The organism is Polaromonas sp. P4_F9, assembly GCF_056401235.1.
Map to the genome: position 1 here is coordinate 25,001 of NZ_JBFUJT010000039.1, position 24,659 is coordinate 49,659.

The window sequence follows — 24,659 nt, forward strand, 5'->3', positions numbered from 1 at the left end:
TTGGGATGGGGGTTGGCGAGGCAACGCTTCGTTAACCGACGCAAAACAGGYCGAAAGGCACAGCAAGCGCACCGGCTTTGTTTGAAAGAAGTGCAGGTGCACAGCGCCCCCATCGCAGCCTTCCCCCAAAGGCGGGAAGGAGCAAAAACGGGCAGCCTGAGCCTTCAGAGGGCTGGCACGGACTTCATGGACTTGTATATAACGACCATGCCCTCCCCCCAATTTGAAGCCAGAAATTGGAGCCAACTCCCAGCCAGGCGCACGCCGCGCTTCCGGCTGCAAGCCAGGCCTTGCCTCGAACCCGGCTGGGCTCGCCACTCTAGCCCGTTAGGTCGCGCTCACTAGGGAAAACCCGCATGATGGCGCTACTTTTCTTTTTCTAGCTTTCCCAGCTTCAACCCATCCCAAGGAAACACCATGAGCGCCAACAATCTGTCCACCGTTGCCAGCAACCTGATCGAGTCGTATGGCAATACGGCCAAAAACGTGATTGATGCCTACCGCGCTGGCGGCGAGCGTGTGGTCAGCCTGCTGGAGCAGCGCTGGAACCGCGCGCTGGAAGAGTCGCGCCCGCAACTTACGGCTGAAACGGTCGAAAACGCATCGGCTGCGCAGCTGGCTTTCAGCGCCTGCTATGCCAAGGGCCTGACACTGACGACCAACGGCGCACAACACGTGGTGAGCCAATTGGTCAAAGTGCTGGAAGGTGGCGTAGAGCGCGTGGCCGCCAACGCCAGTGCATTTGAAGAAAAAACCGGCGTGACCGCCCTGAACGTGCTGGCTCAAGCCACGGTACCAGGCGCCGAGGCACTGACCAGGCTGGTGACGCAGATCGAGCAGAAGACGGCGGAACTGGCCAGCAAGATTGCGGGCGGCGGCGTGGTGACTGCCAAGGTCAAGCGTACGTCTGCCTTCAAGCAGCGGCGCACCGCCAAAGCGGCCTGAGCCAGCGAAATCGGGCCGGACTCCGGCCCGACTCCCGTTCCCTGCCAGCGCTCACCGGCGCCCATCAAGCCAGGTACTTCTTCAGCGGTTCCCAGTAATTGCTTTGCCAACCGGTCTCCAGGTGCTCGCCCGTGCCCTCCGGAAAGCCTGCATGGTCGAAGACAAGCAGGGTGCCCGCACCCTGCGCCTTGAGCACGAAACGAATCACGGAATAAACGCCGGCATCCCAATTGGCCACCCGCCAGGCCTGAACGATGCGCTCGTTCACCATCAGCTCCACATGGCGCCCCACGATCATGCCGCCAAAGCATGAAAAGGCGCCGCCAGCCTCGCGGCTGATCTCGGCCGGCACGCCGGTGAGTGCGCTGAACTGCTGGCTGTCGGTCAGCGCGCTGTAGACGCGCTGCGGGCTGGCTGCGATGACGATTTCCTGATGGATGACATGAGACATGGCCACACTCCAATCCGTCTCTCGATTGTGGGGAGCGTCGCAGGCTTGTCAAGCTGGCTGCAGCGGGTAGCCGAACCAGCCCTGGAAAGCTGCCCACGCCCGCTGCGCAAGGGCTACCATTCACCTTCGCTCCTTTCGCGCATTAACCTTGCCGCAACGCCCGCCCATGCCTCAACCCGAATTCAGCCCCGCTGCCGACCGCAACAAGCAGCCCATCTTCAACATGCTGCGCGAAGTGCTGCCGGAGCGCGGCAGTGCGCTGGAGATTGCCTCGGGCACTGGCCAGCACGTGGCCTGGTTTGCCGCTGGCCTGCCGCACTGGACATGGCAGCCCACCGATGCCCGGCCCGACGCGCTGGACTCCATTGCAGCTTATGTGGAGCAGCAGGGCCTGACGCAGGTACGCCCGCCCTTGCTGCTGGACGTGATGGCGCCGCGCTGGTTGCCAGACGACGAGAAGTTCGACCTGATTTACTGCGCCAACATGCTGCACATCGCGCCCTGGGCCACCTGCCCCGCATTGATGCAGGGAAGCGCGCGACACTTGGCACCGGGCGGTGTGTTGATTACCTACGGGCCCTATCTGGAAGATGACGTGCAGACCTCGGAGGGCAACCTGGCGTTTGACCAAAGCCTGCGCGCACAAGATCCCGCCTGGGGCATCCGCCGGCGTGAAGACGTGGAGCAAGAGGCTGCGCGCGCCGGGCTGAAGTTATCGTCGCGGCACGCCATGCCCGCCAACAATCTGCTGCTGGTGTGGGCCAGGGCCTGAAACCGGGGCCAGATGCTGCGCCCACAACAAGCCCCGCCGCAAACCAGGCCGCAAACCACGCTGCTCAGCCGCCCGTCAACGCCATATAGGCCGCCCGCGTATCGGGCCCCACTGCCGCCAGCACCTGCGCATACGTTGTTTGGTGCCGCGCCATCAAGCGCGCAGAAGCCACCGCTTTCGAGTTGCAAAACCAGTGGCAGGTGTGCTGCATCAAAAACAGCTCGGCAGACAGTGTGAAGGCCTTGTCCCGGGGCGTGCGGTTCAACGCATTGCTCGCCGCCTGCATGAGGCCGTGGGCGTGGATGGCGAGGGCCTTGCGCAGGTCGAACGTGGCTTGGGGGAACAACCTGGCGGCGTAGGGAATGGCCAGGGGGAGCGTGCTGACGCGGGTATCTGCGGCATCCAGCCTGGCAAACTCGGCGCAGAACTTGTTGAATTGCTCGCACAACTGGGTTTCGGTCGAGTCGAGGTAGCGCCAGATCTGATCGCGGCGCTCCAGATCTTTCTCGCCGAGTGCGCGCAGGTAGCCTTCGGCCAGGGTCTCCATCAGCTTTTCAATCTGGTAGTTGCCCAGATGGCTGGCCAGCAAAACAATGCGTTTGCGTTGCTCACTTTTCTTGAGCAAGAAATAAGCCACCGCCAACAGCAGCACCAGGGGAAGAAGTTCCATCGCGACGTTCAGTTTTCTTGTGTGAAGGGTAAAGGGCAAGGCAAGGGCGGCAGGATCAGACCTGTTCAGCTTCAGGGCGAACGGGCCGCATTACCCGGTCGGCCTAGCTTAAACCACTGGGCGGACCTGTTTTGATGCACGGGAACGTTTTGTGTCAAGGCAGGGCCGGCGTCTTGCGACCGCTGGCGGCGGGAGCGGCGGGAATGCAGCGCAGCTGGGTGAGCCCTCACAACCAGCGCCTGACGCGGGCCCGATAGTCGGTGTAGTGGCGGCCAAACAGGGCGGCCAGCGCTTTTTCTTCGGGTTTGATCTGGAAGCGGGTGATGTAGCGCACAAACACCGGCAACCCCAGCACGGCCCAGGCGCATGACAAATGGGCGGCCCAGGCCAGAAGCATGAATACCAGGCCCACATACATCGGGTTTCGGGTGAACCGGTAAACACCCGAGCTGACCAGCCGGGAGGATTTGTCGGGCCGCAGGGGGTTGACGGTGGTTTTGGCACGCCGGAAGGCGAGGATGCCGGACATCTCAAAGCCGGCGCCGATCAGCACCAGCGCCACCACCACGGCCATGCGTACAGCCGCGGGGGTGTCGATGCCCGGTGCAATCAGCGACACACCCCACATCGCGCTGCCCACCAAAACGGCTACCAGGGGTGGCGGAATCCTGAGTTCAAGGTTGGGCATGTGAAGACCGATGGACAAAATGACAGATTGACCGGGCACCGGAGCACCCCAGACCGCCATCTTCGCCCATTGGCCCCCAAAAGAGGCTTCAAGGGACTTTAAAAAAAGAGAAAGGGCACAAAGCCCAACCAGCGGTGAATCGCTGCGGGGGCAACAGCCCGCCCCGTGCCATCCTTCCCTACTCCCTACTCCCTACTCCCTACTCTCCACTTCCTGCCCAGTGACAGCAAAAGTGATTTTTTTGCCGCCAATCAGCGCGCCATCTCCTGCGCAATTCGCCGCTCGACTTCGCCCAGGCCCAAGCTGGTGAGGTCCAGGTCTTGCAGGTAGGTCAGCAGGCGCGTGGTGGCCGAACCGAGTTCGCTTTCGAGCTCGCCCAGGAAGGGGCTGGACGCAAAGATGGCGAGTGAGCGGAAGCTGTCCTGCTGGGCATACGGCTCCAGGTAGTCGGCCAGTTCACGCGCAAAGCGCAGGTTTTCCTTGTGTTTGGCATCCATTCGCGGCTGATAAGCCGTGCCACCCATGCCCTGGTCAGTATTTTCGCGCCCCATCCTGTCGTCGGCCAGCTCGCTGACCTTGCTGCGGCCTTGCGGATGCTCAAAGCTCTTGAGGACCACCATGGGGCTGCCGCGGTCGTGCGACAGCAGGCGGGCGTGGGCGGCGTTGGCAATCAGTATCCATTCTGGCTTCATGATCGAATCCGTCAAGGTTAGGGTTACCGCCCCAAGGTCAGCGCGCCACCAGCACGGGCAACGCCGACTCGGCCACCACCCGGTTGGCCACGCTGCCCAGCATCAGGCGGCCGAAGCCGGAGCGCCCGTGCGAGCCGACCACGACGAGGTCGGCGCCCTCGTTTTCGGCGGTCAGCAAAATGCCGCGCGCGGATCCGACCTCCTCCACCATGCGAAGCTCCACCGCCAGCTGGTCATCACCCCGCCCGGCGATCTCCATCACCCTGGCGTGGGCTTCTGCGGCCCGGGCCTGCGCGGCCGCCATGTAGGCATTGAAGCCGTACGGGTTGGTCTCGCCCAGGCTCAGGTAAGGATAGGGGTCGATGACAAACACCGCCGTGAGCTTGGCGCCGTGTGTGCGCGCAAGACCGACAGCCAGTTCGGCTGCATGCTCCGAGGCGGCGGAGCCGTCAGTAGCCAGAAGAATGTGTTTGAACATGGCGGGCCTCGCTTTTGAAAATGGCGGGCAGGCAAGGCCCGGCCAGCAGTTGGTTTGATGACACCGATTTGATGATGCAACCGGGGGATGGACGGGCCTTTGATCCGCGTCAAACTCGCTGCAATTAGTAGGTGGTAAGTGGCAATTGGGCAATTGGGCAATTGGGCATTTGGCGGGCCGTGGTCGGCGGGACTTGCGCCCTAGCCAGCCGGCCACGCCCGTCGAAAAGCGGGGGACGCGCTTGAAATGGGTCGCCACGGCCCCAAGGTGCACGAATATGACTGAATCCCTGCACATCGTCTGCCCGCACTGCCACACCACCAACCGCGTCCGCGCAGACCAGCTCGGCAGTGCGCCGAATTGCGGCAGCTGCAAACAGGCGCTTTTCACCGCGCATTCCACCGCGCTGGACGAAGCGGCTTTTGACAAACACATCAGTCGCAACCAGATTCCGGTGCTGGTGGATTTTTGGGCGCCGTGGTGCGGGCCCTGCCGCCAGATGGCGCTTGGCTACGAGCAGGCTGCCGCGCAACTGGAGCCCAGGGTGCGCGTGGCCAAGGTAGACACCGAGGCCGTGCCCAACCTGGGCGCACGCTTCAACATCCGCAGCATTCCCACGCTGGCGCTGTTCCAGAACGGCCGCGAGGTAGCGCGCCAAGCGGGCGCCATGGGCGCGGCGGACATCGTGCGCTGGGTGCAGTCCAAGCTGCGCTGACGGCGGCCAGCACGGCCGGATCGGCCTGACCGGGGTTTTCTCAAGGGGAGATCAGGGGGAGATGCCCACTGACTCATCCGTAGCCAGGTAGCGCTTCAACAGGTCAAAAAAGCTGTCATAAAACGCATCGGAGGTGATGGTCTGGCTGCCCACCTTGACCATCGCATCATTGCTCGAACTGAAGGGCAGCGAGAGCGAGCCGATCGCACCCACGCCCACGCTGGCGGAGTTGTTGCTTTTTTTCAGGGCGTAGCTGTCCTGCAGTGCGGTGACAAAACCCAGGCTGATTTTTCCGCTGGGGCTCTCGGGCGCGCACACCACCCGGATCATCATCTGCAGGTGGGCCTCGGGCTCGGGCTGGAAGCTCTTCTGGCCCTCCACCAGGTCGGCCCTGACGGTGTTGATGATGTAACCCTGGCTCAGCAGCGCCCGTCGCGCGGCCTCGCAGGTTTGCGCGGGGGTGGCGTCAAACAGCCGGGAGTACGTCGCGGTGGAACCAAACTTTTCCTGCAGCGGGAAGGCCTTCACATTGCTTGCGCACCCTGCCAGCAAGGCTGACAGGCCGCAAAGGCCCAGCAGCAATGGCACCCATGGAGACACCAATGGAGATTGACGGTAAGTCAGGCAAAACAGCTTCACAGGTAAAACACTCCCCAGCATCAACATTTCTACAGGTTCATCAGGCATCACCCCCCATGCTGACACACCCAGAGACGTTCAGGCGATTTTAAAAACTTCGCCGACGCCCTCACAACACCCTAAACCATGGACCCGGCGCAAACGCACGGTTTGCACCCAGACTGTCGTAGGACGTTTCCACCGGCTTCGGGCCACACGGCAGGTACGCTATTATTTTGATAGCTACCTGTCGCCGTGGTTCGCCGCAGTTACTTGGCAAGAGCCTCTTTTATTTCAGGAAATCGCTAAAGTAGGCCTGATGAAGCCCTGCTACATCCATTACAAACGCAAACACCGCGCCCGGGGCCTGGCTGCCGGCGCGCTGGCCGCCTTGCTCACACTGGCCGCCTGCACCGAGGCGCCCAGCTGGCAAAAGCTGCTGGCGGCAAAGATCACTCAGCAGTATCCGGCGTACACCGTGCAGCCGACACCCGACGGCAACTTGAAGGTGGAGCGGCCGGGGCTTGCGACCGTGCCGGTGGATGTGGACGCCATTGCCCGCTTTTGCCAGCGCGGGCCGCAGGACTGCAACTACGCAACCGACCAGATGCTGCTGGCGCTGCGCTAGACATCATGGTGCGCTCGAAGTTCCAGAACTTATGGGGCGCCGACAGTGGCGGCATTTGCGGGTGTCGAACTCACGCTCTCGGCCAGTTGCTGCCGGTGGCGACCGGCGACTGTCGGGCGACCACCCAGTGCAGTCACGGCCGACCTGGCCTGCGCGTCCAAAATTACAAATGCGCTTCGGGTCCGCGGCCAACCAGCGATGGCGTCAGAGATTGGCTGCTCGGGGACATCCGTCTCGCGGCGCGTCGCGTCGAGGCGAACGCGCTCGTGCCCAGCCACCGCCATAGGTTTTCCGCGTCGCGCTTCGCCCCATCAACACGGATCTCGCGCGACTGAAGGGCCTGCTGAGGCGTGCGGTCACCCGCCCACACTTCGGTCAACGCGCGCACGGAAGCATCCACCACGAGCGTCAGCTCGCGCCCTGGGTCGTCGCGACACAGGTCGGCCACGCCGTCCTCCACTACGAGCCACCAGGCGCGCTCGCGAGGCCGTGCGTCGCGGAACTGGAAGTGGATGACCACGGGCCTGGACGGGAACTCCTGGATGCACGCGAATCGGCGCATATCCCACATGAGCAAGCCCGCATCCAGTTCATCGTCGCGCAGGCGGCTGCCAATCCACTGCGCACCCCAATGGCCAAGCACCATGACAATGGGTCGGAGTGCCTCGCCGGCCTCTGTGAGGCTGTATTCCCAAACCTTGCCGACGGCGTCGCGGCGCACGACACCGAATTCCTCGAGACGTTGAAGCCGCTGCGCCAGCAGGCTGGTGGACATTCGCGGTACGCCGCGATGCAGCTCGTTGAAGCGCTTGCTGCCGCACAGCAACTCGCGCACAACCAGCGGCGTCCAGTGCTCGCACAACACCTCGGCACCCCTTGCAACGGTGCAGAACTGACCGTAGGTTTTTTCCATCGCATCGTCTCCAGAGCGTAAACGCTTCAGATTCTGGACTAGTCTGGGCGCCCAGTCACGCGCAAGCTGTCCATGTAGGGCACGTCTGCCCGAGAAAGAACGCCATGACGAAGATTGCCATCATTCAGCGCCCGCCGGTCTTGCTCGACTGTGGCGCCACCATCACAAGAGCCGTGCAATGGGTCGCCGAAGCCGCAGCGGCGGGGGCATCGCTGATCGTCTTTCCCGAGTCATTCATTCCGGGTTACCCGTCCTGGATATGGCGACTCGCGGCAGGAAGGGATGGCGCCGTCATGGGCCAATTGCATGCCCGCTTGCTCGCCAACGCGGTTGACGTCGGCGGCGGCGACCTGGCCGAGCTGTGCGAGGCCGCCCGCGCCCATAACGTGACGATCGTGTGCGGCATCAATGAGCGGGATCGGGAGCGTGGCGGCGGGACGCTGTACAACACCGTCGTTACCATTGGTACCGACGGCAGGGTGCAGAACCGGCACCGCAAGTTGATGCCAACCAACCCGGAACGCATGGTTCATGGCTTGGGCGACGCGTCCGGGTTGCGCGTGGTCGACACGCCTGCCGGCCGGATCGGCTGCCTCATCTGCTGGGAGAACTACATGCCGCTGGCGCGCTACGCGCTCTACGCCCAGGGCGTGGAGATCTACGTCGCGCCCACCTACGACAGTGGGGACGCCTGGATCGGCACGATGCGCCATATCGCGCTCGAAGGTCGGTGCTGGGTGGTCGGTAGCGGCACGGCGCTGCGTGCCAGTGACATTCCGCAGGACTTCCCGGCCCGCGCAGAGTTGTTCCCCGATCCCGAGGAATGGATCAACGACGGCGATTCGGTGGTGGTCGATCCCATGGGGAAGGTCGTCGCGGGCCCATTGCGCCGAGAGGCCGGCATCTTGTATGCAGAGATCGATACCGCGCGCGTCGCGCCGTCACGCCGAACGCTCGACGTCACCGGGCACTACGCGCGACCGGACATCTTCGAGCTACAGGTGCGTCGCGCGCCGGTGACACCCGTGCGCTACGTTGACGGGTAAGCGCCGCGCGCCCGGATTGATTGCAGGACCAGCCGACCCGTTCCGTCGCTCGAACACTTGCCAGGATGGCGGCCGGCAACCGGCAGCAAGACCCCAAATTTCATCACTCTTCCTGGAGATGACTCATGGCTATCAAACTTACACGAATGGACGGCGGGACAGTGGACCTTTCGCCGGAGGTCCTGCAGTCGTTCAAGGCCGCATTCAAAGGCCAGGTGCTGACTGCGGATGACCCGGAATACGAGGAGTCGCGCAAGATCTGGAACGCGATGATCGATCGTCGCCCTGGCTTGGTGGCTCGCTGCACCGGGACGGTCGATGTCGTGCAGGCCGTTCGGTTCGCGCGTCAGCACGGGCTTCTCAGTTCCGTGCGCGGCGGCGGCCACAATATCGCAGGCCTTGCGGTCTGCGAGGGCGGCCTCATGATCGACATGTCACCGCTGAGAGGCGTTTGGGTCGATCCAGTGCGCCGCACGGCTCGCGCGCAAGCCGGCTGCACACTGGCCGACGTCGACCGCGAGACACAGCTGCACGGGCTCGCAGCCGTGCTCGGTTTTGTTTCTGCCACCGGGATTGCAGGCCTCACCGTCGGCGGCGGATTTGGCTACCTCACGCGTCCCCACGGCTGGACCTGCGACAACGTGGTCTCGATGGAAGTGGTGACCGCCGGCGGCGACGTCTTGCGTGTGTCTGCGGACGAGAACGAGGACCTGTTCTGGGCGCTGCGTGGCGGCAGCGGCAACTTCGGAATCGTCACATCCTTTGAGTACCGACTCTTTCCCGTCGGCCCCGAAATCCTGGGAGGCGCGATCGCGTGGCACGGCGACGACGCAAGCGAAGTTCTCGACGCCTACCGTGAGTTCAGCGCAGGGGCGCCGCGCGAATTGACCAGCGTGGCTGTTCTGCGGATTGCGCCGCCGGCACCTTGGCTCCCGAAGGATGTGCACGGCAAGCCGATCGTCGCCATCTTCGTCTGCCACTCCGGCAAGGTCGAAGACGGAGAAGCATTGATTGCGCCGCTGCGCGGGCTTGGTCGGCCAGTGGCCGACATCATGACGCGTCGGCCCTATACGCAGATGCAGAGTCTGCTTGATGCCACGCAGCCCAAAGGACGGCGCTATAACTGGAAGTCACACTACCTGCCAGGCATCGATCGTCAGACCATTGACGTCGCCGTGGAGCATGCGGGCCGAATTCGATCGCCCCATTCGGCCATCCTCCTGTTCCAGATACAAGGTGCGTTGGGCGAGCTGCCTGCCGGGTACTCGCCGGCAGGCAATCGAGACGCAGCCTATGTTCTGAACATCGCTGGCTCCTGGGAGAAGCCGGGCGATGACGACATCAATGTCAAGTGGGCGCGGGACTGCTTCGAAGCGACGCGCTCCTGCTCGACAGGCGGGTCATACATCAACTTCCTGACTGAGGACGAGGGCCAGGACCGCATCGAGGCCGCGTATGGCCGATCCAACCTGGACAGACTCGCGGCGCTCAAGCGCAAATACGACCCCGAAAACTTTTTTCGCCACACAAAGAGTGTCTCTGGTTGAACTGATAGCCAGTCAGCTCGACCCTCTCGGGCCAAGCTGCCTGGCTTGATGGCTTCATGCCTTCGACTTGAGACACATCAAGCGCTGCGCGTGCGCACACGCCTGATGCCTTCTCAAAGCTTCCTAGCCACGTCCACGGCGGTTGTGCATCATGCGCTCCACCTCCTGGCGCAGTGCGGTCAGTTCATCGCGCAGCTGGCGGCGTTCCTGCTGGGTCACCACACCGTCAGACTTGAAGGCGGCCTCATGGCGTGCAATGCGGCGCTCGCGGCTGTGCAGCCTATCGGCTTCACGCTGGGTGATGCGGCCGGTGCGCACGCCCTCGTCAATGCGCTCGCTGATATTGACCTGGCGATTGTCGATGCCGGGGGTACCGGGATTGCCGGGGTAGCCGGGCTGGCCCACCACGTCGCGGTTGGCAATCAGGCGTTCAACTTCAGCGGTCAGGGCGCTGAGGTCGGCCCGCAGTTGCTGGCGCTCCTGGGGTGAGACGTCGCCGTTGGCCCTGAACTGGTTTTCGCGCATCTGGATCTCGCGGTCACGGCGGTAAAGCGCCTGCGCCTCCGAAGGTGTGATGCGACCCGAGGCCAGGCCTTCCTGGATGCGCGCGCTGATCGCAGCCTGCGTCTGGTCAATGCCGGGCGTGTAGGTGCTTTGCGCCATCACCGGAGCGAGGCCCAGGCTGGCAAACAAGGCGGACGCCAGTAGCGAGAGGGTTAAAAGTTTCGATTTCATGGGATCTCCTGCTTTGGATTGGATAACCGACAACTCGAATGGCCATTTGCAGCCGCTGGCATTTCAAACCAGGGTCGGCAAGCGGCTGTGGGAGCTGCTTTCTGAATCGCTGCGTTCCGGGGTTCTGTTATCGGGATCTTTGATTCAGTGCGTTCATTGTTGGCCTGCATTTGTGAACGCCGTGTAAGGAAAACGGAGATTTACCCGGTATTTACGTCGCGACTTCAGTGGTATCCAAATGCACTTTTGACCCATAAAGTGACCGCAAAGGTCGGGGTGCGCCGGCCCCGGAGGTGATGCGCCAATGGAGATGTACCGGGACAGGCGGCCGGCTCAGCCAGGCGGGTCGGCCTGGCGCGTTGCCTTGAGCTCGCGCAGCTCATCGTGCAGGCTTTTCACCTCGGCGCGCAGTGCGCCGATGGCGTGCATCAGGTCGCGTTCGATTTGCCGCTCTTCGGTTTCAACAAACATGGCCGCCACGGAGGCCGTCACCAGCGACAGCACAGCCAGGCCCAGCAGCACCACCAGCACGGCAAATGCGCGCGACAAATCGGTGCTGGGAACAATGTCGCCATAGCCGACGGTAGCGGCCGTGGTGAAGGCCAGCCACAGCCCGTCAGCCAGGGTGACGACGCGCGGCTCGACGATCCAGAAGCCCACGCCGCCCAGGCCCAGAATCAGCAGGCACAGCACCAGCGAGTACCTCACGCCGCGGCGGGTGACAAGATGTTTGCGATGTTGCCAGTTCATCATGGAGGCACTGTACCGCAGCACCGGCTGCCCCCGTGTTGCGCTGGATCAAGGGCGTAGTGTGGTGTTGCACCACGCTAGCGCGCCACCCCCAGCAGGTGCTCCAGCAACTGTGGCTGCTCGCGCAACTGCCGCGCGGTGCCGGCATGCACCACGGTGCCGCGGTCGAGCACGACAGCGCTGTCGGAGATCGCCAGGATGGCCTGCGGATGCTGCTCGACGATGATGGCCGACAAGCCCTCTTCGCGCGTGATGCGGCGAATCGCCCGCAGCAGCTCTTCCACAATGATGGGCGCCAGGCCTTCGAGCGGCTCGTCGAGCAGCAGCAGGCGCGGGTTGAGCACCAGCGCGCGGCCCACCGCCAGCATCTGCTGCTCGCCACCCGACAGCTGCGTGCCCAGGTTGGTCTTGCGTTCGGCCAGACGCGGAAACATCTCGTACACCCGCTCCGGCGTCCAGCGGCCCGGCCGCGCCACGGCGGTCAGGTTTTCGTGGACGGTCAGCGACTTGAAGATGTTGCGCTCCTGCGGCACCCAGCCGATGCCCACGGCCGCACGCTCGTGCGAGGCCAGCTTGTGCAAAGCCAGCCCGCCCAGTGTGATGCTGCCGCTGTGCTGGCGCGTGGCGCCGGCCAGCGTGTTGATCAGCGTGGTCTTGCCGGTGCCGTTGCGCCCCAGCAGCGCCAGTGTCTTGCCTTCGTCCAGCGCCAGCGAAATGTTGTTGAGCACAATCGCCTCGCCATAACCTGCACTCAATTGCTCGACCTTCAGCAGTTCATTCATGATGGGCCTCCTCGCCGTGGCCCAGGTACACCGCCTTGACTTCGGGATCGTTCGCAATCTGTTGCGGATCGCCTTCGGTGAGCACCGTGCCATTGACCAGTACCGTCATGCGCGTGGCAAAGCTGAACACCAGGTCCATGTCGTGTTCGATCAGCAACACCGACACGTCGGCCGGCAGCGCCGCGACGGTTTGCAGCAGTTCCTCGCGCTCGCCGGCCGGCACACCGGCCACGGGCTCGTCGAGCAGCAGCACCCGCGGCTCGCAGGCCAGCGCAATCGCGATTTCCAGCAGCCGGCGCTTGCCGTAGGCCAGCACGCGGGTCGGCTGGTTCATCACCTCTAGCAGGTGGAACTGCTCAAGCAGTTGCTCGCAGCGCGCGGCCACTGCGTCACTGCGGCCCAGCGATTGCCACCAGCGGGCACCGAGCCCGTGCTGCTGCGAGACTGTCAGCGCCAGAGTCTGCAGCGGCGTCAGCGAGTCGAACAGCTGGTTGATCTGAAACGTGCGCACCATGCCGCGCTGCACGCGCTGGTGCGGGGCCAGCTGGGTGATGTCCTGCCCGAGCAGCGTGATGCGCCCTTCGGTGGGTTGCAGCACGCCCGTCAGCAGGTTGATCAGCGTGGTCTTGCCGGCGCCATTGGGGCCGATGAGCGCATGGCGCGCGCCCTTTTGCAGGTTCAGCGTGACGTTGTTGGTGGCCGTGATGCCGCCAAAACGCATCACCAGGCCGCTGGCCGACAGCACAGTCTGGTCGGTTTGATCGATTTCATCGGTGTTGCCGGTGCTCATGCCTTACTCCTCTTGAACCAGGTCCAGGGCCGCAGCAGGCGCTCGCGCCCGACCAGCACCAGCACCACGAGGAACAGCCCAATCCAGAAAGTCCAGTACTGCGGCGTGATGGCCGACAGGATGTCCTGCATCAGCTTGAACACCACCGCACCGGCAATACCGCCGTACAGCCAGCCGACGCCGCCCACCACCAGCACCAGCATCACGTCGGCCGAGCGGTGAAAGTCAAACACGTCCAGCGAGGCAAAGCCGGTGGTCTGCGCCAGCAGGCCGCCGGCCGCACCGGCAAGCCCGGCAGACACCGTGTAGATCACAGCCAGGCGCGCATGCACCGGAATGCCTATGGCCATCGCGCGCAGCCGGTTGTCGCGAATCGCCATCAGGGTGGCGCCAAACGGCGAATGCACCAGGCGCCGGGCGAGCAAAAAGAGAACCAGGCCGACGCACAGCGAGTAATACGCGGCGGTGCGGCCCGACAGGTCAAACTCGAAGCGGCCCAGCAGCGGCCCCATCAGCACGCCTTGCAGGCCGTCGGCCCCGCCGGTGAGCCAGTCGAGCTTGTTGGCCAGCTCCAGCAGGATCAGGCCCATGCCCAGCGTGACCATCAGGCGCGTCAGGTCGCTGCCGCGCATGATGGTCAGGCTGCAGGCGGCGCCCATCAGCGTGGAGACCGCAATCGCCACCGCCAGCCCGACCAGCGGATCGGGCATGACCAGTTTGGCAAACAGCGCGGCGGCATAAGCGCCCAGGCCAAAAAATGCCGCATGCCCCAGCGACACAATCCCGGTGAAGCCCAGGATCAGGTCCAGCGAGATGGCGAACAGCGCGACGATGGCGATTTCATTGATGATCAGCGCATGGCTGGACAGCAGCAGCGGCGAGGCAAAAGCCAGCAGCCACAGCACCGGCTCCCAGGGTTTCCAGCGCGAGGCATTCAGCAGGGACTGCCGGACCGGCAAGAGTGTTTTGTTGTTCATCACTTGCCGCCTTTGCGCACAAACAGGCCTTGCGGGCGCCAGATCAGGATCGCGATCATCAGGCTGTAGACGATGAAGGCGCCGAGTTTGGGGATGTAGTACTTGCCGGCCACATCGGCAATGCCCAGCAGCAGCGCGGCCAGCAGCGGCCCGGTGATGGACGAGGTGCCGCCCACGGCAACGACGATCAAAAAGTAAATCATGAATTTCAGCGGAAAGGTCGGGTCCAGCCCCAGCACTTCGGCGCCCAGCGCGCCGCCCAGCCCGGCCAGGCCCGAGCCGACCGCAAAGGTGGACAGGAACACCACATTGACATTGATGCCCAGGCCGGCGGCCACGCGCTGGTCATCCACCGACGCGCGCAGGCGGCTGCCAAAGCGTGTGCGCGCCAGCACATACTGCAGCACCAGTGTGAGCGCCGCGCACACGGCCACGATGAACAGGCGGTAGTGGCCCATGCCCAGAATCCACGAGCCGCTGCCGATTTCGGTGCGGCCGCGCAGCCAGTCAGGCAGCTGGATGATCTGCTGGGTCGAGCCCATGAAGTAGTCCATGCTGGCCACCGCCATGAAGGTCAGGCCAATGGAAAACAGCACCTGGTCCAGGTGCGGCCTGGCGTACATCGGCCGGTACAGCGTGCGTTCCAGCACCCCGCCCAGCAGCGCCGCACCCGCAAAGGCCAACGGCAGGCACAGCAAAAAGGGCACGCCCAGCCGCTGCATCAGCAGCACGGTGATGTAGCCGCCCACCATGGCAAATGCGCCGTGCGCCAGGTTGATGAAATTCATCAGGCCCATGGTGACGGCCAGGCCGACCGCGAGCACAAACAGCAGCATGCCGTAGGCAATGCCGTCAAAGAGGATGGTGAGCATCAGTGATGGTAGTTAGTCAAGAAGTCGGGATCATGGATTGCGGGTCGAGCCCGCAATGACAAGCAACCAAAATAGCTGTCATGCCGGGCTTGACCCGGCATCCATCTTGGCGTGTACACGGCGATGGATTGCGGATCAGACCCCAATGACATACCCGTTTTACCTGGCCTTGCCCGGGTCTTTCACGTCCTTGATGGTTTCGAATTCGACGTTGTAGAGCTGGCCGCCGACTTTCTCGACCTTGCGGATGTAGACGTTTTGCACAATGTCGCGCGATTGCGCATCCACAAAGATCGGGCCGCGCGGGCTCTCGAAAACCTGGCCCTTCATGGCAGCGAGCAAGGCCTCGCCGCCGCCTGCCCCCTTGGTGGTCTTCAGGGCCTCGTAGATCACGCGCATGCCGTCATAGCCGCCCACGGCCATGAAGTTGGGCCGCAGCCCCTTGTTGGCCTTGCCGAAGGCCTCCACAAACTTCTGGTTCAGCGGCGATTTGTGGGCCGCCGAATAGTGGTGCGAGGTCACCACGCCCACAGCCACCTCGCCCATGTCGTTCAGGATGTCGTCATCGGTCACATCGCCGGTAGCGATCAGCTTGATGCCGGCCTTGTCCAGGCCGCGCTCGGCAAACTGCTTCATCAGCGCCGAGCCGGCACCGGAGGGCACAAAGGCAAACACCGCATCGGGCTTGGCATCGCGCACTTTCTGCAGGAAAGGCGCGAAGTCGGGGTTGCGCAGCGGCACGCGCACCGCGTCCACCACAGCGCCGCCGTTGAAGGTGAAGCGGTCCTTGAAGGTGCGCTCGGCGTCAATGCCGGGGCCGTAGTCCGACACCAGGCTCACCACTTTCTTGATGCCGTTCTTCGGCGCCCAGTCCGCCACGCCAATGGTGACCTGCGGCAGCGTGAAGCTGGTGCGCACGATGTAGGGCGAGGCCTCGGTGATGCTGGAGGTGGCCGCGGCCATCACCACCATCGGTGTTTTGGACTGCGTGGCCAGCGGGGCCGTGGCGAGCGCCAGCGGCGTCAGGCCGAAACCAGCCAGCACATTGACCTTGTCGTTGACGATCATTTCCTGCGCCAGGCGCTTGGTGACGTCGGGTGTGCCGGTGTCGTCCTTGATGATGAGTTCGACCTTTTTGCCGGCGACGGTGTCGCCGTTTTGCGCCATATACAGCCGGGTCGCCGCTTCAATCTGCCGGCCTGTGGAAGCGAAGGGCCCCGTCATCGGCAGGAGCAGGCCTATCCTGAACTTGTTGTCCTGCGCGAGGGCTTGCGCGCCGGCGAACGCCACGGTGGCCATCACGGCTGCCTGGATAAAGGTTCTTTTTTTCATGCGGTGTCTCCTGGTAATTAATGCGAACTCAATCGGACGGGATCAAAACGAAATCGAACGCGGGATCGAAAGCGGAATCAACAATGCAGTGTTAGGGCCTTCAGGCCTCGGGTCTATAGGAAGAATCCAGGGTCAGCGAGCCGACCACCCGTGATACGCAGGTACAGATGCGCGTGTTTTGCTGCTTTTCGTGCTCGCTCAAAAACACATCGCGGTGATCGATCTCGCCTTCCAGCGCGAGCACATCCATCGCGCACAGGCCGCACTCGCCGCGGCGGCAATCAAAAATGCTTTCCACACCGGCGCTCTCCAGTGCGTCCAGCAGCGTGGTGTCGGCCGGCACCATGATGTCGACCTGATGGCGCGGCACCCGCACCCTGAAGGCCTGGGCGGCAAAACGGCCGCTGCTGCCAAAGGTTTCAAAACGCAGGTCGGCCAGCGGGCGACCGGCCTCGGCCCAGCTTTTCCTGACGGCCTCCAGCATGGACACCGGGCCGCAGGTATACAGCTGCCCGCCCGCGGGCAAGGCGCCAATGGCGGCGGCCAGATCCATGTTTTCGCCGCGCCCGGCCACGAAGGTCTGCAGGGCGTCGCCCAATGCCTCGCGCAGCAGCGGCAAAAACGCCAGTTCCTCTTGCGTGCGCGCACCGTAGAGCATGCGCAGCGTGGCGCCCGACTTCTGGCACTGCGCCTGGAGCTGCTGGGCCATCATCACCAGCGGTGTGATGCCTATGCCGCCGGCCACGATCAGATAGTGCGGCGCCGACAGGTCCAGCTGAAAATGGTTTTGCGGATCGCTGATCTGCAGCCGGTCACCCACGGCCAGCCGCCACATGGCCAGCGAGCCGCCCCGGCCGCCGTCCATGCGTTTGACGGCAATACGATAGCTCACGCCATCGGGCAGGCCCACCAGCGAATAGGAACGGGTCTGCACCTTGCCGTTGACCAGCACCTGCAGCTGCAAATGCGAGCCGGCCTGCCACGGCGCAGCGGCGCCCTCCGCCGGACGGATTTCGAATTCGCGCACGGTGGGTGTGACGTCGCGCACGGCGGCAACGGTGGCGGGTTGCCAGGTCTGGGTGCTTTTCATGTTCTGGGAATCAGGTGGTCAGAAGTGATCAGCCGCGCCGGCGGATCAGCTTCATGGCTTTCATGGATGCCGGCATGGCCGAGCCCTGGCCCGACAGCGCATGGCGCAGGTTGCGCTGGGCCAGCCGCGAGTGYTCGCGCATCAGGGCTTCGGCGCGCGTGCCCTCGCCGCGCTCAATGGCATCGAGCACCTGCCAGTGCTGGTCCTGCGCCACCACCAGCATGTCGCGCGCCTGCGGCGAGTTGGACTGCACCACGACAAAGGCCGAAGCCGACGCAAACGGCAGGCTGACCACACGCTCGAGCTGTTTCACGGTGACCGGGCTGTCGGCCATCTCATAGAGCAGCGTGTGAAAGCGCTCATTCAAATCCACATAGGCGGAAAAAGCCTCGTCGCTCAGCGCGGGCTGGGCCAGCACCGCGTCCACCTGCTTGAGGCAGTCTTTGGCCTCGCCCATCACCACCGCCGGCGCGCCCCGCTCGGCCGCCAGCCGCACCAGCAAGCCCTCCAGCGTGCCGCGCAGTTCAATGGCGTCGGCAATGTCGCGCTCGGAAAAAGTCCGGACCGCATAACCGCCGTTGGGCAACGCTTCGAGCAGGCCTTCCTGCTCCAGCCGCATCAGCGCCGCGCGTATCGGCGTGCGCGACACACCGAGGCGCTCGACAATCGCCAGTTCAGCAATGCGCGTGCCGCCGGCCAGTTCGCCCGAGAGGATCAGCTCGCGCAGCTTCAGCAGCGCCCGCACCTGCGCGCTTTCCGTGCCAATCGGGTTTTCGGCGGCCGTTCCATCTGCCTCGGAAGCTATATTTTTGATAGCAGTTGCCATGGATTTTTTATGTTGGGGTGTAGGGGGAGACGTCGAAAAAGAAGAGCCGGGTTGAAAGGCGTGGTTGAAAGATCAGGCCACCTGGCGGATCGGGATCACCGGGGTGGGGGATGTTTCCCGTTCCACCATCTTGTCGATCAGCTTGCGGGCCCACATCGAGCCGGCGTCGATATTGAGGTTGTAGAACTGGTGGTCCGGGTGTTCGTCCATGGCGATCTGCTGCGCTTCCAGCACATGCTCGTCTTCGCGGAAGATGCTGGCCACACCCTCGCGCAACTGATGTGTGAGGCGCTGCTCGCTTAAGGCATAGTTGCGGGCAAAGGCCCAGAAGTAGTGGCAGGTGCCGTCGGTCTCGGGCGTGATGGTATTGAGCACAAAGCCGTTGACGCCCCTGCTGCGGTTGCTCAAGCGCGCATCGCCTGCATTGCCGCCGGGCGGCACGGCGCCGGTGCCGGCCTCGGCCACGCCCACGTCAATCGTCACGGTGCAGGGCGCTTCAAATTTGATGATCTGCCAGCGGTCCACCGGGCCCTGGTAACCCAGGGAGTGGTTGATCTGCCCGGCCCAGAAAGGCGGCGCATCAATATTTTCCATCCAGCGCGTCACGGTGGCCGTGCGGTCGCCGTGCGTAGCCACGAACGGGGCCTCGGCCACCGCGCGCTGGCCAATGCTGGAGCTGTGCACAAAAGTCTCATGCGTGAGATCCATCAGGTTGTCCACCACCAGGCGGTAGTCGCACTTCACCTTGATCATTTTTCCGTCGCCCGCCCACTCGGCATCGTCGTTCCAGTGCAGGTCGGGCACCAGCGCCGGGTCGGCCTTGGCCGGATCACCCGGCCAGACCCAGACAAAGCGGTGTTTTTCCAGCACCGGGTAAGCACGCACACAGGCCGAAGGGTTCAGTGCTTCCTGGCTCGGCATGTGGGTGCAGCGCCCTTGGGCGTTGTAGACCAGGCCGTGGTAGCCGCAGGTGAGCTCATCGCCCTCAAGGCGGCCCATGGACAGCGGCAGCAGCCGGTGCCAGCAGGCGTCTTCCAGCGCGGCCACTGTGCCGTCGGTCTTGCGGAACATCACCAGCTTTTGCTTGCAGATGGTGCGCGGCAGCAGCGCACGCACGACTTCCACGTCATAGGCCGCGGCGTACCAGGCGTTTAGCGGAAAGGAGGGTTTTTCGGCTTTCATGGATACTCACTGTATACATAAAAGAAGAAAAATCAACTACAAATAGCTATTTCTAGGTGTTTTCACCAGTTTATGTATTCATTCAAACAGTTGATCAATGCCTTAACATGCAAGCTAATTACCGCCTCAACCAAGGACTCCGTATGAGCAACACGAGCAACACCGCCCCTCACCTGCCCGCGCGCTATGACCACGTGGGCAGTTTTTTGCGCCCGAAATATTTGCTGGAAGCCCGCGAACAAAAAGCTCAGGGCCAGATCACGCCCGAGCAGTTACGCCAGGTGGAAGACCGGGCCATCACCGAGATTGTGAAATTCCAGGAAGACGTGGGCCTGAAAAGCATCACCGACGGCGAGTTCCGCCGCACCTACTTTCACATTGACTTTCTGGAGCAGATCGGCGGCGTGAAAACCGACATCCCGGTGACCGTGATCCGGCCCGACGGCTCGCAGGAGCTGGCTCCACCGGTGATGCGCGTGATTGACAAGGTCCGCCACGTCAAGGACATCCAGTTGGCCGACTTCCAGTACCTCAAGAGCCAGGTATCGGCAGGCAATACACCCAAGGTCACCATTCCGTCACCGACCATGCTGCACTTTCGCGGCGGACGGGCCGGCATCAGCAAGGAGCACTACCCCGAACTGGACCCGCAGTTCTACCAGGACGTGGCCAACGCCTACGGTGACGAGTTGCGCTCGCTGGCCGCCGCCGGCTGCACCTATGTGCAGATGGACGACACCAACCTGGCCTACCTGTGCGACGAAAAAATGCGCGAAGCCGCACGCCAGCGCGGCGACGACCCCAATGAGCTGCCGCACCGCTACGCCAAATTCATCAACCTCGTTGTCGCGCAAAAGCCACCCGGCATGCTGCTGGCCATGCACCTGTGCCGCGGCAACTTCAAGAGCACGCACGCGGCATCGGGCAACTACGAGCCGGTGGCCGAGGCGCTGCTGAAAGAAATGAACCTCGACGCCTACTTCATGGAGTACGACGACGCGCGCAGCGGCGACTTCAAGCCGCTGCGTTACCTGCCCAAAGGCAAGACCGTGGTGCTGGGACTCGTCACCACCAAGTTTGGCTCGCTGGAAGACAAGGACGACCTGAGGCGCCGCATTGAAGCCGCGGCCCGCTACGCGCCGCTGGAGCAGCTGGCGCTGTCACCGCAGTGCGGCTTCAGCAGCACAGTGCATGGCAACGACATCGCCGTTGAAGCGCAGCGCGCCAAACTGCGCCTGGTGGTGGAGACGGCGCAGGAGGTCTGGGGAACGGCCTGAAGCATCGCCCCCGAATGCCATGACACGGGTTGGCGCGGCAGCCCCGCTATTTGCGGCACGGCGCCGCGCTGTTGGCGGCCTTGAGGTAGGCAATCAGGTCGCTGCGGTCCCGGGCTTCGGAAACACCGTCATAGGTCATGGTGCTGCCCGGCACCATGGCCAGCGGTTTGGCCAGAAAAAGGTTGAGGGGGTTTTCGTCCCACACCAGGCCGGACTTCTTCATGGCCGGGGAATAGTCAAAGCCCGGCACACTGCCCGCACGCCGGCCCAGCACACCGCAATGCCGCGGGCCGACACGGTCGGTGGCCAGCGCGTGGCACGCTGCGCAGCGGGCATAGAGTTGCCCGCCGCGCACCGCATCAGGCGCCGCCTGGACCGCCGGCCCTACGGTCGCGGCCGCCAGACCCAGCAGGACACCCGGCAGGCGGTGGCTCCGTGGCTTCACGACACAAAGGCCGACGGCACGGGGGCTTCGCCAATGGCCTGGCGCAGGATGGCCCAGTGCATGGCTTCATCACCCAAAATGCTGGCGGCCGCCTTGGACAAGTCGCGGTTGGCAAACAGCGGCACGGCACCGAGGTAGGCGCTCACGGCCCCTTGCTCCAGCTGGGCGGCGAACTTGAGCACATCCAGTTCTGTTTTCAGCTGGTCGACCGGAAAGTTGTATTTGGTTTTGGCGATGACGGGTTTGCCGCCCAGCTTTTCGACCGTGCCGGAGAGCAGCGCAACATGCGCCTTGTGGTGCCCCTGAAAAGTCACCGCGAGATCCAGCACGGGCTTGGTGAGCAGCTTGCTTTCTGCGCCCAGCTGATAGGCCGCGATGGCCTCCAGTTCGGCACCGATGGCGGTGTTGAGAATTTGCACGTCGTCGGCTTTGGAGCCGCCGGCTTTGGCGGCCAGCGCGTCATTGCCTGCAAGCAGCGCAACCGCTGCCCCCGACAAGACCAGACCGCCCGAGCGGCCCAAAAACAGTCGCCGTGCAGCGATGGGCGTGGACATTTGAAAAAACGACATGGCAATCTCCAGTGGACAAAAACGGTTCACAAATAACGGACTTCACGGATCACGGACGAGAGGATTCACGCTCGTGGGCAATTTTTGCCAGCACGCCCGCCACAATGCTGTCGCAGCGCGGGCCGGCAAATGAAAAGGCGTCACCGACGGCCATGTCGATGTCGCGTGACAGGCCTTCGCGCAACATGCTGCGGGCACGGAAAAACCGGGTCCGCACCGTCGCTTCGGGTATGCCCAGCACCAGCGCAACCTCTTCCACACTCATCTCTTCAACCCCCCTGAGCATGAACACGGTGCGAAAGGCATCGGGCAAGGTGTCAATCCGGGCTTCAATCTGCTGGCGTATCTGCGCACGCATGACGGATGGCTCCGGCTGGTCATTCGGGTTGGCTTGCATCTGCATCTCCGGGGTTTCGTCATCGGCATCCACGCTGGCGCTCAGCGGCACGATGCGGGCAGCCTGCGCACCATTGCGCCGCAGCCGCCCCAGTGCTTCGTTGACGACGATGCGCACCAGCCAGGTGGAAAGCCTGGCCTCGGCCCGAAAGGTGGCCAGCGCACGCCAGGCGCGCAAATAAGCCTCCTGCAAGGCGTCTTGCGTGTCGTCGTCGCTTTTGAGGATGCTGCGCGCCGTGCGAAAGAGCAAACGGTTGTAGCGCCGCATGATCTGGGCGAACGCCAGATCGTTACCGGCTATGGACAGGCTGACCAGTTCTGCATCCGAACTGGCGTCGGACGGCACGGTGGGCACTGATTGCAAGTTGTTCATAGTGTTCATATCTGCTCCTGTCTCTGTCCATTGGATGGTCAGGGTGCCACCAGCGTTCCGGATTTTTCTCTGTCAGACGACGAGGCAAAAGGAAAAAAAAACAGCGCCCGGCCAAACCTCGTTCGCCACGGCGCGCGCGACTCCGAATACTCAGTACCCGTAAAACTCTTCGCTGCGAATGTCGTCGTCATTGACACCGACACGATTCAACATGTCGCACACGGCAGCGACCAGGCCGGGTGGTCCAGCCACATAGAAAACGGGTTTCAGAAAACCGTTCATGGTTTTTCTCAACAGATCTTCGGTGACATGGCTGGTTTCTCCTTGCCACGGCATAAGGGATTTGCCCATCTCCGTCATGGTCGGCAACAGGCGGAAATTGACGTTCTGCTGCTCAAGGTCCTGCAGTTCCAGAAGAAACGCCGCATCTTCGGGGCGCCGATTGGAATAGAGCAGAACCATCTCCTGTGGCAACCGATCATGCGTCGCCTGGCGCAACATGCTCATGAACGGGGTAATGCCAATGCCACCCGCGATGAATATCGCCTGTCTTGTGCGCTCGTTATGCAGCGTGAGGGAACCGAAGGGCCCTTCAATGTCCACCAGCCCGCCAATGGGCAACATCTTGAGCGCCCGCTTGAATGCGCTGTCGCGCATGCGTGTCGCGATCGCCAGTTCGTGCTCAAACGGCGCACTCACAAGGGAAAACGTATGCCGTTGGCTTTGCCCGCCGGGCGCCACTGCATCTGGAAGAATCAGGTCAATCGCCTGACCGGCCTTGAAGGCAAAGCCGGCCGGCCGCTGAAAATAAAACGCCATCGTGCCGCCAGCAACTTCCTCGCGCGCTTGCAGCAACACTTGCCAGGTGCTCATGCTCATACCTTGCCTCCATCCAGTGAACGACGCCCATGCGGCTGCGCTGGCCGCTTGCCGGTGCCACGGGCCGTGCGAAAGAAGAAACGGCTGTGGCGCCGCATGATCCGGGCAAGCGCCGGATCGTTGCCGGCTACGGACAGGCTGACCAGCTCTGCGTGCGAACGGGCATCTGTGGGCATGGAGCGCGGTGCTGGTGAGGTGTTCATGGCTGTTCCTGTCCATTGGATGAGCAGGCGGCTGTTGGCGTTCCGGCTTTTTTTCCGGCGCAGCCTTATTTCATTTCCAATGCGATGCGAGATAGCAACGGAATTGCCCCCAGCTTCTGTGGGCCACCCTGTGGATAAGGTCACTAACAACCCCGCAACACCGCGCCAGTATTGGCTTGCAACACAGTGCTCAGGAATTGATCAGCAGACCTGTTTGGCGCCTGCACAGCGCCGGCCGCCAATCAACCGGCTTGCATCAAGTGCCAGAGCCGGGATGGTGAAACCGGCATCTGCAACTGACGGGCCTGCGCCGCCATGCCGCCGCGTGCCAGCGCATCAGCCACGGCATTGACCACCGGCGCCAGACGCTGGGCGCTGCCTTGCACCAAGGCGCGAAGAATGGCCGGCTCGGTGCGTTTGACTTTGTCGTACAGCGTGGCCAGCGACACCGGCAGATGGCTCGCCTGCTTGGCCGCCGCGTGCAGCGACGGGCGCAGTCCCAGCGAGACCAGTGTCACCAATTCCACCACCGTGGAGTACAGCAACTCGCGCGGATACTGCCGCTGGCGATGGTCCTCGAATACTTCGTCCACCCAGCCCGGCTCTATCGCGCGCTCCAGCGCCACGCGCGCCATTACGCTGACCGGCGCTTGTTGTTCGAACCGGGCAAGTACTGCTTCCAACATCCATTTCTCTCCACAATTTCTATGTGGAGCAGAAGATTACCGCTGTCTCTGGAGCAAGACCTTGAAAGGGGTGGCTCTTAGAACCTGTTTACGATCTAAACGGGGCCGCGTTGGGGTGCAATCGGGATGAGTGGGCCGCCTGGGACCGCCGCATGGGCTAATGCCCATGCAAGGGTCCGGGTGGCTCAATCGCCCGACCGCACAGCCGGCCGGCTGTGCGTCGTGCGGCTGCCCCCATGGGGATGCAAACGCGACCGCGTTTGCGTCACCCCAACCCGAAGGGCAAGCGCCTTCTCGGGCGGTCTGCGGCGTTGCGGCGCTTGCCCATAGCC

At 63.3% G+C, this 24,659-nt stretch carries 29 protein-coding genes and 1 pseudogene; 7 read left to right on the top strand and 23 right to left on the bottom strand.

Annotated features, from left to right (window positions below):
* Nucleotides 1-417: 417 nt before the first annotated feature.
* Nucleotides 418-945, top strand: a complete 528-nt coding sequence (locus AC1DUB_RS24510) for a hypothetical protein (RefSeq protein ID WP_477731758.1) — start codon at nucleotides 418-420, stop codon at nucleotides 943-945.
* Nucleotides 946-1,009: 64 nt separating this feature from the next.
* Here AC1DUB_RS24510 and AC1DUB_RS24515 read toward each other — a convergent pair whose 3' ends face one another.
* A complete protein-coding gene (locus AC1DUB_RS24515) occupies nucleotides 1,010-1,396 on the bottom strand; it encodes an SRPBCC domain-containing protein (protein WP_477731759.1) in 387 nt (128 codons plus the stop codon).
* Nucleotides 1,397-1,562: 166 nt separating this feature from the next.
* On the opposite strand from AC1DUB_RS24515, the gene AC1DUB_RS24520 reads away from it, so the two are divergent.
* Complete coding sequence (locus AC1DUB_RS24520; protein WP_477731760.1) at nucleotides 1,563-2,168, top strand: DUF938 domain-containing protein; 606 nt, start codon at nucleotides 1,563-1,565, stop codon at nucleotides 2,166-2,168.
* Between the two features lie 64 nt (nucleotides 2,169-2,232).
* Here AC1DUB_RS24520 and AC1DUB_RS24525 read toward each other — a convergent pair whose 3' ends face one another.
* The 4 genes from AC1DUB_RS24525 to AC1DUB_RS24540 all read right to left on the bottom strand — a co-directional run bounded on the left by AC1DUB_RS24525 (nucleotide 2,233) and on the right by AC1DUB_RS24540 (nucleotide 4,696).
* The gene (locus tag AC1DUB_RS24525; RefSeq protein ID WP_477731761.1) at nucleotides 2,233-2,838 is read right to left on the bottom strand and encodes a hypothetical protein; all 606 of its coding nucleotides are present in this window, start codon (nucleotides 2,836-2,838) and stop codon (nucleotides 2,233-2,235) included.
* A gap of 226 nt (nucleotides 2,839-3,064) precedes the next feature.
* Nucleotides 3,065-3,526, bottom strand: coding sequence for a methyltransferase family protein (locus AC1DUB_RS24530; protein WP_477731762.1), 462 nt, complete (start codon nucleotides 3,524-3,526; stop codon nucleotides 3,065-3,067).
* A 251-nt stretch (nucleotides 3,527-3,777) separates the two neighbouring features.
* Nucleotides 3,778-4,218: a host attachment protein gene (locus tag AC1DUB_RS24535; RefSeq protein ID WP_477731763.1), complete on the bottom strand. Its 441-nt coding sequence runs from the start codon at nucleotides 4,216-4,218 to the stop codon at nucleotides 3,778-3,780.
* A 37-nt stretch (nucleotides 4,219-4,255) separates the two neighbouring features.
* The gene (locus tag AC1DUB_RS24540; RefSeq protein ID WP_477719577.1) at nucleotides 4,256-4,696 is read right to left on the bottom strand and encodes a universal stress protein; all 441 of its coding nucleotides are present in this window, start codon (nucleotides 4,694-4,696) and stop codon (nucleotides 4,256-4,258) included.
* Between the two features lie 277 nt (nucleotides 4,697-4,973).
* Between AC1DUB_RS24540 and trxC the strand changes: the two genes are divergently transcribed.
* On the top strand, nucleotides 4,974-5,411 hold the full coding sequence (gene trxC, locus AC1DUB_RS24545; RefSeq protein ID WP_477731764.1) for a thioredoxin TrxC: 438 nt from the start codon (nucleotides 4,974-4,976) through the stop codon (nucleotides 5,409-5,411).
* Nucleotides 5,412-5,462: 51 nt separating this feature from the next.
* Here trxC and AC1DUB_RS24550 read toward each other — a convergent pair whose 3' ends face one another.
* Nucleotides 5,463-6,098 carry a DUF2242 domain-containing protein gene (locus AC1DUB_RS24550; protein ID WP_477731765.1) on the bottom strand — a complete coding sequence of 212 codons (636 nt, stop codon included), beginning with the start codon at nucleotides 6,096-6,098 and terminating at the stop codon, nucleotides 5,463-5,465.
* A 250-nt stretch (nucleotides 6,099-6,348) separates the two neighbouring features.
* Here AC1DUB_RS24550 and AC1DUB_RS24555 point away from each other — a divergent pair, with 250 nt between their 5' ends.
* The gene (locus AC1DUB_RS24555) at nucleotides 6,349-6,657 is read left to right on the top strand and encodes a hypothetical protein (RefSeq protein WP_477731766.1); all 309 of its coding nucleotides are present in this window, start codon (nucleotides 6,349-6,351) and stop codon (nucleotides 6,655-6,657) included.
* A 163-nt stretch (nucleotides 6,658-6,820) separates the two neighbouring features.
* Here the strand turns inward: AC1DUB_RS24555 and AC1DUB_RS24560 are convergent, their stop codons facing one another.
* Nucleotides 6,821-7,570, bottom strand: a complete 750-nt coding sequence (locus tag AC1DUB_RS24560; RefSeq protein WP_477731767.1) for a winged helix-turn-helix transcriptional regulator — start codon at nucleotides 7,568-7,570, stop codon at nucleotides 6,821-6,823.
* Between the two features lie 104 nt (nucleotides 7,571-7,674).
* Between AC1DUB_RS24560 and AC1DUB_RS24565 the strand changes: the two genes are divergently transcribed.
* Together AC1DUB_RS24565 and AC1DUB_RS24570 are read left to right on the top strand one after the other, a co-directional pair.
* Nucleotides 7,675-8,616, top strand: coding sequence for a carbon-nitrogen hydrolase family protein (locus AC1DUB_RS24565; protein ID WP_477731768.1), 942 nt, complete (start codon nucleotides 7,675-7,677; stop codon nucleotides 8,614-8,616).
* 125 nt (nucleotides 8,617-8,741) lie between these two features.
* Entirely contained in the window at nucleotides 8,742-10,163 is a 1,422-nt protein-coding gene (locus AC1DUB_RS24570; protein WP_477731769.1) for an FAD-binding oxidoreductase, read from the top strand.
* 123 nt (nucleotides 10,164-10,286) lie between these two features.
* On the opposite strand, the gene AC1DUB_RS24575 is transcribed toward AC1DUB_RS24570, so the two are convergent.
* The 10 genes from AC1DUB_RS24575 to AC1DUB_RS24620 form a co-directional block, all read right to left on the bottom strand.
* On the bottom strand, nucleotides 10,287-10,898 hold the full coding sequence (locus AC1DUB_RS24575; protein WP_477719584.1) for a hypothetical protein: 612 nt from the start codon (nucleotides 10,896-10,898) through the stop codon (nucleotides 10,287-10,289).
* A 333-nt stretch (nucleotides 10,899-11,231) separates the two neighbouring features.
* Complete coding sequence (locus AC1DUB_RS24580) at nucleotides 11,232-11,651, bottom strand: potassium channel family protein (protein ID WP_477719585.1); 420 nt, start codon at nucleotides 11,649-11,651, stop codon at nucleotides 11,232-11,234.
* Between the two features lie 74 nt (nucleotides 11,652-11,725).
* The gene (locus AC1DUB_RS24585; RefSeq protein ID WP_477731770.1) at nucleotides 11,726-12,430 is read right to left on the bottom strand and encodes an ABC transporter ATP-binding protein; all 705 of its coding nucleotides are present in this window, start codon (nucleotides 12,428-12,430) and stop codon (nucleotides 11,726-11,728) included.
* Nucleotides 12,423-13,220, bottom strand: coding sequence for an ABC transporter ATP-binding protein (locus tag AC1DUB_RS24590; RefSeq protein ID WP_477731771.1), 798 nt, complete (start codon nucleotides 13,218-13,220; stop codon nucleotides 12,423-12,425). Before AC1DUB_RS24590 ends, AC1DUB_RS24585 begins: the two co-directional genes overlap by 8 nt.
* Nucleotides 13,217-14,197, bottom strand: coding sequence for a branched-chain amino acid ABC transporter permease (locus AC1DUB_RS24595; RefSeq protein ID WP_477731772.1), 981 nt, complete (start codon nucleotides 14,195-14,197; stop codon nucleotides 13,217-13,219). Before AC1DUB_RS24595 ends, AC1DUB_RS24590 begins: the two co-directional genes overlap by 4 nt.
* Nucleotides 14,197-15,069, bottom strand: coding sequence for a branched-chain amino acid ABC transporter permease (locus tag AC1DUB_RS24600; RefSeq protein ID WP_477731773.1), 873 nt, complete (start codon nucleotides 15,067-15,069; stop codon nucleotides 14,197-14,199). The genes AC1DUB_RS24595 and AC1DUB_RS24600 overlap by 1 nt, the downstream gene beginning before the upstream one ends.
* Before the next feature lie 159 nt (nucleotides 15,070-15,228).
* The gene (locus AC1DUB_RS24605) at nucleotides 15,229-16,401 is read right to left on the bottom strand and encodes an ABC transporter substrate-binding protein (RefSeq protein ID WP_477731774.1); all 1,173 of its coding nucleotides are present in this window, start codon (nucleotides 16,399-16,401) and stop codon (nucleotides 15,229-15,231) included.
* Nucleotides 16,402-16,501: 100 nt separating this feature from the next.
* A complete protein-coding gene (locus tag AC1DUB_RS24610) occupies nucleotides 16,502-17,491 on the bottom strand; it encodes a PDR/VanB family oxidoreductase (protein WP_477731775.1) in 990 nt (329 codons plus the stop codon).
* A gap of 28 nt (nucleotides 17,492-17,519) precedes the next feature.
* Entirely contained in the window at nucleotides 17,520-18,317 is a 798-nt protein-coding gene (locus AC1DUB_RS24615) for a GntR family transcriptional regulator (RefSeq protein ID WP_477731776.1), read from the bottom strand.
* A 72-nt stretch (nucleotides 18,318-18,389) separates the two neighbouring features.
* Nucleotides 18,390-19,499 (bottom strand): aromatic ring-hydroxylating dioxygenase subunit alpha, encoded by a 1,110-nt coding sequence (locus tag AC1DUB_RS24620; protein WP_477731777.1) that lies wholly within the window; start codon nucleotides 19,497-19,499, stop codon nucleotides 18,390-18,392.
* 143 nt (nucleotides 19,500-19,642) lie between these two features.
* On the opposite strand from AC1DUB_RS24620, the gene AC1DUB_RS24625 reads away from it, so the two are divergent.
* On the top strand, nucleotides 19,643-20,776 hold the full coding sequence (locus tag AC1DUB_RS24625; protein WP_477731778.1) for a 5-methyltetrahydropteroyltriglutamate--homocysteine S-methyltransferase: 1,134 nt from the start codon (nucleotides 19,643-19,645) through the stop codon (nucleotides 20,774-20,776).
* Nucleotides 20,777-20,822: 46 nt separating this feature from the next.
* Here AC1DUB_RS24625 and AC1DUB_RS24630 read toward each other — a convergent pair whose 3' ends face one another.
* The 6 genes and pseudogenes from AC1DUB_RS24630 to AC1DUB_RS24655 all read right to left on the bottom strand — a co-directional run.
* Nucleotides 20,823-21,221: a c-type cytochrome gene (locus tag AC1DUB_RS24630; RefSeq protein WP_477731779.1), complete on the bottom strand. Its 399-nt coding sequence runs from the start codon at nucleotides 21,219-21,221 to the stop codon at nucleotides 20,823-20,825.
* Entirely contained in the window at nucleotides 21,218-21,790 is a 573-nt protein-coding gene (locus AC1DUB_RS24635; protein ID WP_477731780.1) for a ferritin-like domain-containing protein, read from the bottom strand. Before AC1DUB_RS24635 ends, AC1DUB_RS24630 begins: the two co-directional genes overlap by 4 nt.
* A gap of 49 nt (nucleotides 21,791-21,839) precedes the next feature.
* Nucleotides 21,840-22,559, bottom strand: a complete 720-nt coding sequence (locus AC1DUB_RS24640; RefSeq protein ID WP_477731786.1) for an RNA polymerase sigma factor — start codon at nucleotides 22,557-22,559, stop codon at nucleotides 21,840-21,842.
* 150 nt (nucleotides 22,560-22,709) lie between these two features.
* Nucleotides 22,710-23,438 carry an FAD-dependent oxidoreductase gene (locus AC1DUB_RS24645; protein ID WP_477731781.1) on the bottom strand — a complete coding sequence of 243 codons (729 nt, stop codon included), beginning with the start codon at nucleotides 23,436-23,438 and terminating at the stop codon, nucleotides 22,710-22,712.
* Nucleotides 23,435-23,641, bottom strand: a complete 207-nt coding sequence (locus AC1DUB_RS24650; protein ID WP_477731782.1) for a hypothetical protein — start codon at nucleotides 23,639-23,641, stop codon at nucleotides 23,435-23,437. Before AC1DUB_RS24650 ends, AC1DUB_RS24645 begins: the two co-directional genes overlap by 4 nt.
* A gap of 353 nt (nucleotides 23,642-23,994) precedes the next feature.
* Nucleotides 23,995-24,276: pseudogene (locus tag AC1DUB_RS24655) on the bottom strand (IS4 family transposase); the annotation flags it as partial.
* Nucleotides 24,277-24,659 lie beyond the last annotated feature (383 nt).